The 12,844-nt window shown below is 46.2% G+C and carries 14 protein-coding genes, 2 pseudogenes and 1 riboswitch; of the genes and pseudogenes, 1 reads left to right on the top strand and 15 read right to left on the bottom strand.

Annotation, left to right across the window (positions count from 1 at the left end):
* Positions 1 to 154: 154 nt before the first annotated feature.
* The 14 genes and pseudogenes from arsM to SD70_RS38665 all read right to left on the bottom strand — a co-directional run.
* A pseudogene (arsM, locus tag SD70_RS38670) lies at positions 155 to 376 on the bottom strand (arsenite methyltransferase); the annotation flags it as partial.
* A gap of 2 nt (positions 377 to 378) precedes the next feature.
* A pseudogene (locus tag SD70_RS26300) lies at positions 379 to 987 on the bottom strand (chloride channel protein); the annotation flags it as partial.
* Between the two features lie 80 nt (positions 988 to 1,067).
* Positions 1,068 to 1,128: riboswitch (Fluoride riboswitch) on the bottom strand.
* A gap of 219 nt (positions 1,129 to 1,347) precedes the next feature.
* Positions 1,348 to 2,238, bottom strand: coding sequence for a multicopper oxidase family protein (locus SD70_RS26295; protein ID WP_041051145.1), 891 nt, complete (start codon positions 2,236 to 2,238; stop codon positions 1,348 to 1,350).
* 47 nt (positions 2,239 to 2,285) lie between these two features.
* Positions 2,286 to 2,366 (bottom strand): hypothetical protein, encoded by an 81-nt coding sequence (locus tag SD70_RS40530; protein ID WP_394298026.1) that lies wholly within the window; start codon positions 2,364 to 2,366, stop codon positions 2,286 to 2,288.
* Positions 2,351 to 3,334 carry a sulfite oxidase gene (locus tag SD70_RS35355; RefSeq protein WP_082053670.1) on the bottom strand — a complete coding sequence of 328 codons (984 nt, stop codon included), beginning with the start codon at positions 3,332 to 3,334 and terminating at the stop codon, positions 2,351 to 2,353. Before SD70_RS35355 ends, SD70_RS40530 begins: the two co-directional genes overlap by 16 nt.
* A 55-nt stretch (positions 3,335 to 3,389) precedes the next feature.
* Positions 3,390 to 3,629, bottom strand: a complete 240-nt coding sequence (locus tag SD70_RS37210) for a hypothetical protein (protein WP_197081196.1) — start codon at positions 3,627 to 3,629, stop codon at positions 3,390 to 3,392.
* On the bottom strand, positions 3,553 to 3,882 hold the full coding sequence (locus SD70_RS35350; RefSeq protein WP_082053669.1) for a four-helix bundle copper-binding protein: 330 nt from the start codon (positions 3,880 to 3,882) through the stop codon (positions 3,553 to 3,555). The genes SD70_RS37210 and SD70_RS35350 overlap by 77 nt, the downstream gene beginning before the upstream one ends.
* Positions 3,883 to 4,114: 232 nt before the next feature.
* Positions 4,115 to 5,413: a cell wall-binding repeat-containing protein gene (locus SD70_RS26280; protein ID WP_052487901.1), complete on the bottom strand. Its 1,299-nt coding sequence runs from the start codon at positions 5,411 to 5,413 to the stop codon at positions 4,115 to 4,117.
* A 13-nt stretch (positions 5,414 to 5,426) separates the two neighbouring features.
* Positions 5,427 to 6,332 carry a F510_1955 family glycosylhydrolase gene (locus SD70_RS26275; RefSeq protein WP_231571553.1) on the bottom strand — a complete coding sequence of 302 codons (906 nt, stop codon included), beginning with the start codon at positions 6,330 to 6,332 and terminating at the stop codon, positions 5,427 to 5,429.
* A gap of 135 nt (positions 6,333 to 6,467) precedes the next feature.
* On the bottom strand, positions 6,468 to 7,538 hold the full coding sequence (locus tag SD70_RS26270) for a sensor histidine kinase (protein ID WP_041051142.1): 1,071 nt from the start codon (positions 7,536 to 7,538) through the stop codon (positions 6,468 to 6,470).
* Complete coding sequence (locus SD70_RS26265; RefSeq protein ID WP_041051140.1) at positions 7,535 to 8,227, bottom strand: response regulator transcription factor; 693 nt, start codon at positions 8,225 to 8,227, stop codon at positions 7,535 to 7,537. The genes SD70_RS26270 and SD70_RS26265 overlap by 4 nt, the downstream gene beginning before the upstream one ends.
* 78 nt (positions 8,228 to 8,305) lie before the next feature.
* Positions 8,306 to 8,983: a TVP38/TMEM64 family protein gene (locus SD70_RS26260; RefSeq protein WP_052487899.1), complete on the bottom strand. Its 678-nt coding sequence runs from the start codon at positions 8,981 to 8,983 to the stop codon at positions 8,306 to 8,308.
* A gap of 73 nt (positions 8,984 to 9,056) precedes the next feature.
* The gene (locus SD70_RS40525) at positions 9,057 to 9,572 is read right to left on the bottom strand and encodes a prolipoprotein diacylglyceryl transferase (protein WP_394298025.1); all 516 of its coding nucleotides are present in this window, start codon (positions 9,570 to 9,572) and stop codon (positions 9,057 to 9,059) included.
* On the bottom strand, positions 9,554 to 9,823 hold the full coding sequence (locus SD70_RS38665; RefSeq protein WP_231571550.1) for a prolipoprotein diacylglyceryl transferase family protein: 270 nt from the start codon (positions 9,821 to 9,823) through the stop codon (positions 9,554 to 9,556). The genes SD70_RS40525 and SD70_RS38665 overlap by 19 nt, the downstream gene beginning before the upstream one ends.
* Positions 9,824 to 10,235: 412 nt before the next feature.
* On the opposite strand from SD70_RS38665, the gene SD70_RS26250 reads away from it, so the two are divergent.
* Entirely contained in the window at positions 10,236 to 11,864 is a 1,629-nt protein-coding gene (locus tag SD70_RS26250; protein WP_082053668.1) for a multicopper oxidase family protein, read from the top strand.
* A gap of 154 nt (positions 11,865 to 12,018) precedes the next feature.
* On the opposite strand, the gene SD70_RS26245 is transcribed toward SD70_RS26250, so the two are convergent.
* Positions 12,019 to 12,744 carry a succinylglutamate desuccinylase/aspartoacylase domain-containing protein gene (locus SD70_RS26245; RefSeq protein WP_041051137.1) on the bottom strand — a complete coding sequence of 242 codons (726 nt, stop codon included), beginning with the start codon at positions 12,742 to 12,744 and terminating at the stop codon, positions 12,019 to 12,021.
* Positions 12,745 to 12,844 lie beyond the last annotated feature (100 nt).

Genomic DNA, 12,844 nt, shown 5'->3' with positions numbered 1-12,844 from the left:
CTCACGATGGACACCCTTGCTCTTGGCTAGTGGTTGGCCACTACAAGCCCCCACAGCGGACTTTCACCGCCTAGTTAATCGCCATGCGTGGCGCACTAACATAAGGCTCCTGCAAATTGCAGAGCCTTATGTTAATCAAAGCTTTTGTTAACTGTTATGGTTTAACGGCTTTAATCACAGCCGAAGCAACGTAGTTTTGCACGTTCGATCCCGGCACCCAATCTTTGATAAATGTTTTTGATTCATCCTTTGGCTCCAGGATCACATTCGTAAATCCGCTTTGGGTTAACATAGCTTTTACTTCATCAACGGAGGAAGCCCCGGAAATACATCCCGAATACATCACATCTAGGTCATTTTTGATTTCCGGAGGAAGCCTGTCGTAACCTTATCACCGAGAAAGCTTGCAATAAAGCAAGGGACAAGAGCCTCATATCGGATCAAACCAATAACTAAAACCTCTAGACCAAAGATGGTACCAGCTAAAGGAGTTCCAAAGACGGAACCAAAGCCACTGCTTATTCCGCACATCAGAATGATTTTTCGATCAGTCGGATTTAACCGTAAAACCTTTCCAACCCATTCGGACAAACTCCCTCCCATCTGAACAGCCGTTCCTTCACGACCTGCGGAACCGCCAAATAGATGCGTTACAATCGTACCGAACAGAACGAGGGGACCCATACGGAAGGGAATAGCCCCATTTCCTTCATGAATTTGTTCAAGGATTAGGTTATTCCCCTTAGACGAATCCTTGCCGAAATTCAAATACAGATAGCTAACGACAGCACCACCAATAGGCAGAAGCCACACTAACCAGGAATGAGATGTGCGTGTATTTGTAGCCCAATCCAAACTAGCCAAAAAGAAAGCTGAGGCTGAACCAGTAAGTACGCCCACAATTCCGCCTAAAACAATCCATTTAAGCAGGAAGCCTACAATTCCGACATGAATCCATCTTTCAGAGTACCTCCGCGATGTAAGCACACATCCTTTAAGGAATCTTTTCAAATCACTCGCTCCTTCAAAGTCTGAATAAAAACAAAAAAACCCCTACCAGCACAAATAAACTGGTAGGAGTCATTAGCAAAAAGGCGGTTAAAGGCGAACTCCATCGCCGTATAAGCTTTTTTTTAGTTTATATGTCCAGGCAACACTCTGTCAATATTATTTCTTATGCTGAACATTCGGCCTTCATTTTTCGCGTATCCTCATTTTGATTTTGCGCCAACCGATCCCTTTTTTAAATTTTACGACATCTTATGCTGCCGACCTAACCGCTATTTTACGTTTCATGCTAAGAACTGCCGTTCTGAGGGACAGAGTAAACAATTCGCGAGACTCAGCTTATTTAATATAGGTAACCGTGGTGAACATCCCGCCGACAGGTTTGGTAAAATTATTTGAAATGTGATGCGGCATATGGCAATGAAAAGGCCAAATTCCCGGATTATTCGCTTTAAAGACGATGTCGTAAGTCACGCCGCTCGGTACCTCTATTGTATTGCGAATTTCCCTTGCAGACCATTGAATTTCATTACCATCTGCCGCCGCTACCAGAAATTGATGACCATGAAGATGAATAGGATGGGCATTCATTCCCACGTTGCCCAGACGTATGCGAATCGTTTCTCCATATCTGACTGCCAATGGGCTCGTATGAGGATAACAACGTCCATTCATAGTAAAAAAATTAAAATTCTCCGCGATGGGATCTAACTCGAAAACCCCTTTGTGCATTTCACCCTTAGGTAGATTTTTTAAGTGAAACTCCTGCAACATAATGAAATAATCCCGATGAACACTGCTCTCATTCGAGTTTTCAATAATAAAGCCTCCTCCAAGTCCCATCATTTCCTGAATCACGGTATGGAAATGCGTATGATACATATGAGTGCCCGGCGGGTTTGTCACTTGAAACGTGTAATCAAAATATTGACCGGGTTCTATTTTTGGCGATGGTTCAACACCCGGTACGCCATCCATGACATTTGGAATATCCAGCCCATGCCAATGTACGCTTGTTGAATCCGGAAGCCGGTTAATGACCCGAATGGTAACCCATTCCCCGGACTGGACTCGAATAGTGGGGCCTGGAATCGAGCTGTTATACCCCCATCCTTTCATTATTATTCCGGATAATAGTTCCCTCTCTACCGGTTCAGCTATTAATTCAAAATACTTTCTTCCTTCGACCCACTTATAGGGGAGATCCGGAACGTCAGGAGTGACAATCATTAAGCATGCCCCCTAAACCATCATTTTATCAAAAAGTGCATCAATTCTTATTCAATATATACATGAATGTGAGGGATGGCGTTGTTTTCGTAGCCCTTTACATTCCATTCCGCTACCTTCGGTTGCATATTGCCGCTGGCATCGACGGCCCTCGCCATAATGGAATACATGCCGGGTTTCGAACAGACCATTCCCATCTCCAGCGCCTCCAGCTATAGGACTCTTCCGGGTCAAGCCATTCAGCCGGTGTCCAGGTATGGCCGTCGTCCGCGCTTACATTCATTTGGATCACTGGACCATGACCTGACCATGCCGTCCCCCAAATATAATGGACGCCTCTTCCCTTAACTGCCTGATCCGTCGGTTGTGAAATCACCGAATTTACTTTCATGACCGTTACCTGCCTAGGTATTTCTTGCGGGTCTGCAGGATAAATGACATAATCGACCGTTTGGTAAGGGCCTAGAAAGGGACGGTTCGTAACTGTAATACGATGCAGCCATTTGACGGAAGCCATACCATACCATCCCGGAACAATTAAACGAGCCGGATAGCCGTGCTTATAAGGAATCGGCTTTCCATTCATCAACAGCGCTACGATGGTATCAGGGTGCAAGGCGTTATCTATTGGAAGGCTTCTTGCATAAACAAAAGTACCGGGCAAATCGGTACGTTCCCCCGTATCCATACCTTCAAAAACAACATGTGTTGCTTGGTCTGACAAACCAGCGGCTATTAAAAGCTCTCTCAGTGGAACTCCCGTCCAGACGGCATGGCTGACAGCTCCCTGCTCCCACTGTTCGCCGCGGGCTGTTGGATAAAAATACTCTCTTTTGTTGCCCGAACATTCCATCGTCACAGGCAAAGTGGACTGGGACATACGCATCAGATCTTGATACTGCAACCTTCGAGGCTGTTGGACGAGTCCTTCAATCTTGAGGCCCCATGCAGGGGATGGGGCGGCTGTATATGGAAAGTGATTTCGGACGTAATAAAGGGACTCGGGCGTTACATGTTCAGTGAGAGAAAGTATAGGGTACTCCTGATTTTCTGGAATAATGGACCGGGTTATCCGCTTCGGATCGTAAAGGTTCATCTTAACCTCCTTCGCATAGAGATGGATTCTAATTCATATGAGGTTATCTGAAGGGTTATTCGGAAAGGTATTCGCCAACTAAAGTTGTAGCTTTTTTCTTCAAAGAAACACCGGATATCCAAATTTTGGTTTCTTTTAGTATTATAGAAACAAGAAAAAAGGCTGATCCCTTAGCCGTGATAAATGGCTTTTGGGATAGCCCTGTTTGGTTATAGTTTTTAGCCCGCCATAGCTCTGCAAGCCTTCGCGCAGGAAAAACAAGCTTCAGCACAGCGCTGACAGTGCTCATGTTCATACTTTTTGCACTCATTCCCGCATGCTTCGCAAACATCGGCGCAAATTCGACAAAGCTCTTTCGCGTAGGAATTGTTATGAGACATCGCTTGCGCAGCAAAAGCACAAATGTCGGCGCACTCTCGATCCAACCGAATACATTCTTTCATCATCGCAAGGTGATCTTCATTGAAGCAAGCGTCGTAACAGTGATTGCATGCCAGCATACATTTTATGCATTCATCAATGCAATGTTGAAATTGCTCATGTGACATGGGTTTTGCCCTCCATTCCAAATAATGTACTTGTTATGTTTTACCCAATCGAGCTGATTTGATACACTTACAAACGGGTTTTTCTTAAATTTAGCCTGACCGCTATATAAGCGGACCTAAAAGCATAAGCTAGAAACAACACGCAAAACAGCATCATAGCCCACGACCATTCGTAATTCCCCAGCATCACCAGACATCTGCTTTCATTTGGAAATTGAGTTCGGCCGTATCATCAATGCTTCATGCCCGGCATATTCGTCATATTGTCACCCTCACTTGGTTTAGGTAATGGTTCCGTCTTCGTATTGCCGCTGCCATGTCCGCCATGGCCTTCTCCGGTCTCCGATACGATCTCCAGCATGGAATCGATCTCCCCTTGCGTCGAGGGGGTCAACGAATTTTCACTACCCGTTAACCAAGCATGATTGTACGGCCCTTCCGTTGGTTCCTTTTTATATTTCGGTTGAACCGTCATGACATAGGACATAACAGTTTCCGGCATCTTGTCTTTATCCGTCCAGAGAAGCGGTGCATGTTTGCCTAAATGCGAAAATGGAGCCGCCGCGAGTGCCAAGGCTGCGGAATCTTTATTGACGAACGAAAAGTTATGACCCGGTGTTGTAATTCCCCAGCCAAAACCGGTTTCGGAATCTTTATATTTCGCGAAGGCAACGGCATTCGCATATGGGTCATTGCCTGAAATACGAACCACTTTCCCGTACTGACCTAATTGTTCTTGAACTTTGGCCGAAATAACCGATTCTGGCCCGAGCAAATAAATATTGGCTATTCCGCCCCGTGTCTTTAAAGCATCCACGGTTTCTTGCGGAACCTCATCCTTTTTAACATAAAGCAGCGGCTCCGGCATATGAGCAATCCAATTCACTGCTGGCATCGTATATTCTTCGCTGTCCATTGAACCAATGATGACCGAAGGCGGATTTTCCTTCGCGACAGTGGTGTAATAAGCATCTACAGCTTTGGCTACGGCTGCCGGGCTGCCTCCTGCGATCTTGTCCGTCTTGTAGCCAAGCGCTTTTACCTGTTCCTCTACCTTGGGATCAAGATCCCCGACCAATATAACCTGGGTTCCTTTATTCATGTCCGTCCCCATCGGTTTTAGTCTTTTCAATTCGTTAAGCGTTACATCCGGTACACTGTCTTTATTCACAAACAGAACTGGACCGTTGTTCGGGTGATGAATCAAATCTGCACTGACCAGGGTCGTCTGCCAATCTTTCGGGTTTGCCAGAATGACGCCGCCGGGACGATCTGCATCACTGGTGGCCATCCACAGCGTTTTCGAAACCAGCACCGCAGCTTCCGTCGGGTCACTTGTGTTAATGCGCGTCGTGTTTTTTGAGGCAATCCACGGCATGGATACCTCACTAGTCGGGCTTTGTGCCGAACCGGTTTGCTGACCCATGTTGTTCATATCGTGTGGTGAGGAAGAATTGGATTTGTTAAAGCATCCGGTCAGGGCCAATGCAGCAGCCGCCGAAATGATACCGACTTTCAAGCCTTTTTTCATTCTTATAACCCTCCTATTTTCGGTTGATAGTTTTACCTTTCTCTGCAATTTTTATCCAAGTAGCGCCGCGATCGGTAGAAAGATAGACATCTTTGGGCTCCGTTGTGAGGACCAGCTCTTTCGGATCCGTCGGATTCTGGACAACATAGGTGATCGTATCCTTGCTTGGCATCTTAATAGCCAACGATTCTTTACTCTCTATATTGATCTCAAGCAGTGAAGCATTGGGACCGGAGGTAGCTGCCAGTACGTTACCGGAATCCGTGAAGGTAAGGGCCGAAACCGGTTGTTCCGGAACCAATGAGGTAAACCTCTGACCGTAATCCCTCGATAGATAGGTACCTGTTGTCGTGCCGACAGCAGCGATCGATGCATCATAAGGGTGAGCTGCGATTGCTGTCATCTGCCCTTGGAGGCCGGTTGCAGGACTGTTTGTCCAGGTTTCCCCTTTATCCTTGCTATAAAACAGCCCTGCCTGTTTCATTTTGGAGTTAGGTTCCGGGTTCGTCACGTATAGCGTATGCGAACGAAAACCGGCTGTCATACCGTGTAGATCGACCTCCCCCTCAAGACTAATAACCGAGACAGTTTTCCCGTCATTCGTACTTTTCACAAGTCCTAATGGATTTTTATACTTCGAACCCGGTGCTGGATGACCGCTGCTGTAAAATCCGTCATCTACGGCAGTGAACCCCATATAATCGTGCTTCTCCCCCGGACCTTCATTCCATGAACCGTCCGCATATACCTGTAGTCCGTTGTGAACGGGAATGAAAAGCCGTTTTCCGTCTGCGGAGTAACCAAGGCCATGTAGGTGCATAAAAGTGTTACTCGCATTGGAATTCGGCCCTTGCTCTGCCTTTTTCGAACATGCCGTGGTCCCGATCAAGAGTACTGCCGCTAGTACAAGCATCGTCATCTTTTTCAAAAAATTACCCCCATCTCTAAAAAAGAGACCTGATTCCAGTGTCCCCATGTATGTCCAAACCATTCGATAAAAATGCAAGTCATGTAAAGTGTAATCGATACTTTTGAAGATTCGATGTAGAACGCTCTACTGTCTTTTGGGAAGCCGAATTGTAAAGGCGGCACCTTCCCGGTTCTCGGCCGAAATTTCCCCGCCGTGGGCTGCAACCAACTCCTTGACGATGGTTAACCCCAGGCCGCTGCCGCCGGTCTTCCGATTGCGGGACTTATCCGCCCGGTAAAATCGCTCGAACACATAGGGCAAGTCCTCCTGTGGGATTCCCGTTCCCGTGTCTTGAACTCGGATCCAAACATGTCCGCTGTCTTCACTCCCCTCAATTCGCACTTCTCCGTGTTCAGGAGTAAATTTCAGAGCATTGCTAAGCAAATTCACAAGCACCTGAATCATGCGATCATGATCGACAAAAACATGAATATGAGGGCTTACGGAACACCGTAGATGAACGTTCTTTTCACGATAGGCAGCAGTAACCAGTTCTTCACCTCTCTCGATGATGGCCGCCAATGATTCTTCTTTTCGCAACAATCGAAAACCCGGCGACTCTACATGCGTCAGGTCTTCCAATTCGGCCACAAGCTGCGTCAATCGTTCGATTTCTTCATAGCAGGAATGGATACGCTCCGGTGTAGGCTCCCAAATCCCGTCTTCCAGGGCGCGCATATGGCTTTTGAGCGTAGACAAAGGGGTTCGCAGCTCATGCGCGATGTCTTCGGTCATCGTGACGCGCAATTGCTCATGCTGCTGCAACTGCTCCGCCAGCGTATTTAGCGATGCGCCCAAGTCTGCAAGCTCATCTTTCCCTTGAATGTCCACTCTCGCACTCCATTCCCCGTCCGTCATGCGTTCCGCGACTCGTGTCATATGAATGAGAGGAGCCGAAATTCGTTTGGCCACATAAAAACCGAGAAATACGGCAAGTACAATCGCAACGAAACACGTCCAGATGATCGTTTGCATCATCGCTTGTTCCAAATGATAATTCAGTTCGGGCAATTCGTGCGTCATACCGGCTTGCGCTTGATACAAGGAGAAATGATAGTGTGTCGTCAAAATGACGCTAATTGTTGAAATCAGGACAATGCCAGCAGCAATCCCTATAATAATCAGAGCCAAACGGGTATGCAGACGCTTATTCATGCTGTTCCTCCTGCAAACCGATAGCCGGTTCCATACACCGTCACAATATATTTTGGAGACTTGGGGTCGCCCTCTATTTTTTGCCGGATATTTTTTACATGCTGATCGATCGTTCGGCTATCACCGTCAAAATCATAACCAAGCACGCGTTCCACAAGCTCGTCTCGTGAAAAGTGACGCTGCGGATGCTTGGCCAGGACAAGCAGCAGCTTATATTCATTCGGGGTCATGCTCACCGGTTGGCTGTCGCGGAATACTTGCTGCTTTAACGAATCAATGATAAGTTCCCCTTGATTAAAGGCCAGGCGGTCCGCAAGCAAATGATACTCGTCCGTACGCCGCAAGATCGCCCGGACCCGAGCCACTACTTCGCGTGGGTCAAAGGGCTTGATCAAGTAATCATCGGCCCCCATAGCTAACCCCTCAATCCGATTGTTCTCGGAAACCTTGGCGGTAAGCATCAAAATCGGAACAGAATGGATTTGACGAATCGCTTGGCAAACCTGCTCGCCCTCCATATCCGGAAGCATAAGGTCCAGAATGACGAAATCAATCGATTCGTTTTGCACGTGCTGAATGGCCTCGCTGCCCGTTTCGGCTTCAACGGTCTGAAAACCTTCTTTTTTCAAGTAGGATACAACCACATCCCGAATTTTCGATTCATCATCAACGACTAATACGGTTTTCATAATCAACCTCCAAATCAAACATATATTCAAGTCGTTCCAAACCAAAATGTTGATACCAAAGGAAAAGGAGATGCCCCTTTATCCATTTTCCCCTTCTTGTTTGGTTATACATTCCGTATCCGATTCCTGTTGTTGCGAAAATTTCGTCATGTGATACCAGCGATAGCAAGCATAGATAGCTATTAGAAAAAGAACGTACATAACTAACGTCCATGCAACTTGGGACAAACTAAAAAACAACTGGCCCCCTATGACTGAAAACATAACCATCACCGGGATTTTCCCGATTAAGGTAGCAAGAAAGAAACTGCCGAAGCTCATCTGGCTGATCGCCGCGGCTGCATTGACGGCCGGTGCCGGGACGAACGGAAGCAGCCGTGCCGTTAAAACAGCTAGGAACGCATTTCGCTCTAAAAACAGCAAAAATCGATCCATTCGTTCAAACTTCATGACGAAATGCCTGCCCCATTCTTGAAACAAGACCCGAACGGCCAGGAATTGAATTGCACCGGCTACCGTTGAGCTGGCCACATTGATTAATGTGCCCCAGATTGGCCCATATTGAGCGCCCATGATCCCGGCAACAATTCCAAAAGGGACAACTGGGGCCGCGGCCAAAAGGATTGCTATCCCGATCAACCATGGGAGGCGTTCTGTATCTCCGTTTGTCAACCACGAAAGGATCAATTCTTTGTATGCAATGATAAATACAATTCCTGTCCCGTATAGAAATAGGACAGCCCCTTTTTTGATCATAACGACTCTCCGAATAAGGGCAAAGGAGAACCCGTCTCCTCCGCTAAATGTTCTTGCCGGACAAGAAAGTTGGTCACTGTATGCTTCTGGTTTTCCTGGAGGAAAGATCGTTCCACAGGATAAACCCAATTGAAATAAGAATCACAATGATGCTTGTCCATTGCGCAGCAGTCAGATGAAATAAATATCTTGGCGTATCCCCCCTAAGCATTTCCAGAAAAAAAACGTCCCAACGAGTACAGGATGTTATAGGACAGGAATATAAAGCCGCGAGGCACGACCGGTTTTTCAAAATTAACAATATCCCAAAGACAACAAAGTCCCACTGACCTTCCCACACTTCCGCAGGCCATAATGCCTGAGAACCGTAAGTTTCATACGCAATCGTTCCTGGCGGATAGACAAGCCCAAAATTCGAACCTGTCGGGGAGCCAAAGGCATCCCTATTTAAAAGACAAGCGATTCTCCCTACGCCCTGACCAAAAATAATAGCCGGTGCCATGATATCTGCCAATTCCCAGAAATTAATCTTTTTACGCCAGCAATAAATAAGACCGGCCGCAAATCCTCCTATGAGCCCTCCTTGGATCGATAATCCACCCTTCCAAATGGCAAACGATTCGAGAAGATGCCGCGAATAGTACGCTCCCTCGAAAAACAGCGTGCTCCTACAATAGCCCCCAAGATCACATAAAAAACGACATCCCAAAGATGCTTGCGATATTCCGACCCTCTGGCAAGATACAGGGCAACTCCAAGTGAAAGAAGGATGGCGATTGCTATGATGGTGCCGTATGCCCTTACAGGATAATCTCCAATCATGAATAAAATGACTTTCATATAATAAGGCACCCCCGTGAAATTCTTATGTTTTAAGTATAACCCACGTTTATGAAGAACCTGTGTAAATAAAAATTTGGAGTTGGCCGCATATAAAAAAACGGCTCCCCTTTGTTGAAAGGACCCGGTTTGCATCCGTAAAAGAAATCGAATTATTCAGCACTTTATAGGCTTTCGATACGAAAGCACGCCAGAATATGGGCAAATTCCTGGAAATGTGCGTCAATCACGCATGAGGAATCCTCCTCGCTTAATATTTTTATCAGCTTATGCCTACCTTCACAAGTCGGTGTACGAAAGTATAAAGAACTAAAACTGTCTCCGTGAACTCCTTCCGTTCTTCAAAAGTTCTACACAGGCTTCGGCTATGATTGATCTATCGGATGTTCAATTACAGAAAGGAATGAAAGCAATGAAGACTGGTTGGAAGCTCAAAAGTATGATTATAATCGGAGGTTTATCCATTATATTAGCTGGCTGTACCGGTTCAATGAATGGAATGGATCACTCGAAAATGAATATGGAAGGGACAAAAGAATCTCCGAAGGCGTCAGATGCTCAAACAGTAAAGCCAACTGTTTTAACGGGCAAAGAAATTAATTTGACTGCATCCGTAAGCAATCAGGAAATCGCCCCAGGCAAGACTTTGCCGGTATGGACATTCAACAATTCTGTTCCTGGCCCGCAAATTCGTGTAAATCAAGGCGAAACGATAAAAGTCAACTTGAAGAACCAGTTGCCGGAGCCAGTCACCATTCATTGGCACGGCGTTCCTGTACCAAACGCTATGGACGGCATTCCAGGCATAACGCAAAACGCGGTTCAACCGGGCCAGTCGTTTACGTACGAGTTTAAAGCAGATGTTCCGGGCACCTACTGGTACCACTCCCATCAGGATAGTGTAAATCAGTTGGATCGTGGATTGTATGGGTCCTTTATCGTCGAGCCGAAAGAAGGCACCGGCGTTGACCGTGATTATACGCTTGTCCTCGATGAATGGATGAGCTCCGGGGAAATGGCCGGCATGAATATGTCCGGAGGCAACATGTCGGAAATGGATCATAGCAAAATGAATATGGGCAGTTCGGATAGCAAAGACAATAAATCCAGCATGAACATGTCCGATGGCAATATGTCCGGCATGGATCACAGTACGATGAATATGGGACACGATATGAGTATGTACGATCTGTATACCATAAATGGAAAATCCGGTTCGCTCGTGGATCAGCTCCCTGTTAAGCAGGGAGATAAAGTTCGAATCCGTTTGATCAATGCGGGTTATCTATCTCATCAAATTCATGTACACGGACATGAATTCAAAGTTATTGCTACCGATGGGCAACCTGTAAACAATCCGGGTATTCTGAAGGATAATATCGTAAGGGTTGCTCCAGGAGAGCGTTACGATATTGAATTTGTCGCCAACAATCCGGGCCAATGGTTAATCGAGGATCACGGCGACAAGGCTGCTGTTAAAGGGATGAAAGCCATAATCGCTTATGAAGGGGCTCCCGCCGGTTCCGACAAAGCGAATGAAACGGAGAAGCTGACGGCTGTCGACATGAGCCGTTACGGCCAAGCAAGCAAAGCCAACTTTACGTTAGATCAGAAGTATACGTTGGAATACACGATGAATTTGAACACCGAAATGAAAAATGGCGAAATGGTCTATACGATAAACGGAAAAACGTTTCCGGAAACCGAACCGATAAACGTTAAAAAAGGAGATACCGTCAAGGTTCGCCTCGTCAATAACTCGAAAACCGACGATCATCCGATGCACCTGCACGGGCACTTCTTTCAAGTACTAAGCAAGAACGGGAAACCGCTTGAAGGATCTCCAATCATCAAGGATACGTTGAATTTGAAGCCGGGCGAAGAATACGTTGTCGCATTCGAAGCAGATAATGAAGGGAACTGGATGTTCCATTGTCATGATCTGCATCATGCTTCTGCCGGCATGGTAACCGAGCTGAAATATACAGACTATAAGTCAAATTTTGTTGCAGACCCGAATGCAGGGAATAAACCGGAATAACGACCAGGGGGTGGCTTGAAGCCATCCCCTGATTCTCATTCTCTGCATCGTCCTTGAACGCTGTCACTTAGCAAATGTTTTCCGTCTTGTTTCTTCCAGACGAAATGCTCTCATTTTTGATCAACGTATGGCCTAATGCAGTAAAGCAGTAACTTTAAAAGGTTGCCGCTTTACTTTGTTGTGACCCGACAAGATCGTCGTCTTTAATCAAGCCTGCTTCATTTAAGATATTACGCAAGATTTTTATTTGGTAGTTCACTCGAACAGAAACAGGTAAATTACAACTCGTTTCCACGGTAATTGCTTTTGAGTGTAATAAACGATGCGCGGCAGTACGACCCGAACCAGGTAATTTACGCAAACGAACGGAAAAATGGGTTGATTTTTTGGCAATGGAACGATTCATGCGAGCTACAATTTGTTTTACCAAAGGTATTGCTCCACTTTTAGGATTCGCAATCAATGTCTGTCCAAGAACCTTTGGGTTTACTTTTGAGAACCCCCTAGCTTCATGTAGATCAATATACCATGCTGGTTGGAATTCCGCCGCTAACCGAAATAAAGCAGCCGATAGCGGGTGACGTGCCGCTTCATTGGGTTTACGTGGGAAAGTCCGATTCAAATCGGGAATCCCCCTAATACGCCGCTTATAGGCATTTTGATTAACGATTGGAACTATGATTAGCGTTCCTTGGTTAATGCGGAGTATGTCATTTTGCAACATCCTCATAAGTTTTTTTGCTGACAGAATATTTGCCCTCTCATCTCCATGAACACCTGCTGTTACCATTACCGTGTTCCCTTTTGAGCTACCTCTGATGACGTAATATGAGGTTTTGAACTTAGTGGCCTTCGCTAAAAGCCGTTCTTGTATATCCAAATTGATCCCCTCCCCCAGATATACCACTGTACGATCCAGATTAAGTTTAAGAAACGGACAGGAGCCCGGAGCCAAAATGCCCCAAGGCACATATTCTGGT

This window comes from Gordoniibacillus kamchatkensis (genome assembly GCF_000829455.1).
Lineage (GTDB): Bacteria > Bacillota > Bacilli > Paenibacillales > NBRC-103111 > Gordoniibacillus > Gordoniibacillus kamchatkensis.
The sequence above is the reverse complement of the archived record's forward strand: the minus strand, read 5'-3'. Positions and strand labels throughout refer to the sequence as shown.

Excerpts from the sequence above, each read along its gene's own strand:
- SD70_RS26295 (WP_041051145.1), bottom strand. The coding sequence starts at position 2,238 with ATGATTGTCACTCCTGACGTTCCGGATCTCCCCTATAAGTGGGTCGAA.
- SD70_RS40530 (WP_394298026.1), bottom strand. The coding sequence starts at position 2,366 with ATGCAACCGAAGGTAGCGGAATGGAATGTAAAGGGCTACGAAAACAAC.
- SD70_RS35355 (WP_082053670.1), bottom strand. The coding sequence starts at position 3,334 with ATGAACCTTTACGATCCGAAGCGGATAACCCGGTCCATTATTCCAGAA.
- SD70_RS37210 (WP_197081196.1), bottom strand. The coding sequence starts at position 3,629 with ATGAACATGAGCACTGTCAGCGCTGTGCTGAAGCTTGTTTTTCCTGCG.
- SD70_RS35350 (WP_082053669.1), bottom strand. The coding sequence starts at position 3,882 with ATGTCACATGAGCAATTTCAACATTGCATTGATGAATGCATAAAATGT.
- SD70_RS26280 (WP_052487901.1), bottom strand. The coding sequence starts at position 5,413 with ATGAAAAAAGGCTTGAAAGTCGGTATCATTTCGGCGGCTGCTGCATTG.
- SD70_RS26275 (WP_231571553.1), bottom strand. The coding sequence starts at position 6,332 with ATGACGATGCTTGTACTAGCGGCAGTACTCTTGATCGGGACCACGGCA.
- SD70_RS26270 (WP_041051142.1), bottom strand. The coding sequence starts at position 7,538 with ATGAATAAGCGTCTGCATACCCGTTTGGCTCTGATTATTATAGGGATT.
- SD70_RS26265 (WP_041051140.1), bottom strand. The coding sequence starts at position 8,227 with ATGAAAACCGTATTAGTCGTTGATGATGAATCGAAAATTCGGGATGTG.
- SD70_RS26260 (WP_052487899.1), bottom strand. The coding sequence starts at position 8,983 with ATGATCAAAAAAGGGGCTGTCCTATTTCTATACGGGACAGGAATTGTA.
- SD70_RS38665 (WP_231571550.1), bottom strand. The coding sequence starts at position 9,823 with ATGAAAGTCATTTTATTCATGATTGGAGATTATCCTGTAAGGGCATAC.
- SD70_RS26250 (WP_082053668.1), top strand. The coding sequence starts at position 10,236 with ATGAAGACTGGTTGGAAGCTCAAAAGTATGATTATAATCGGAGGTTTA.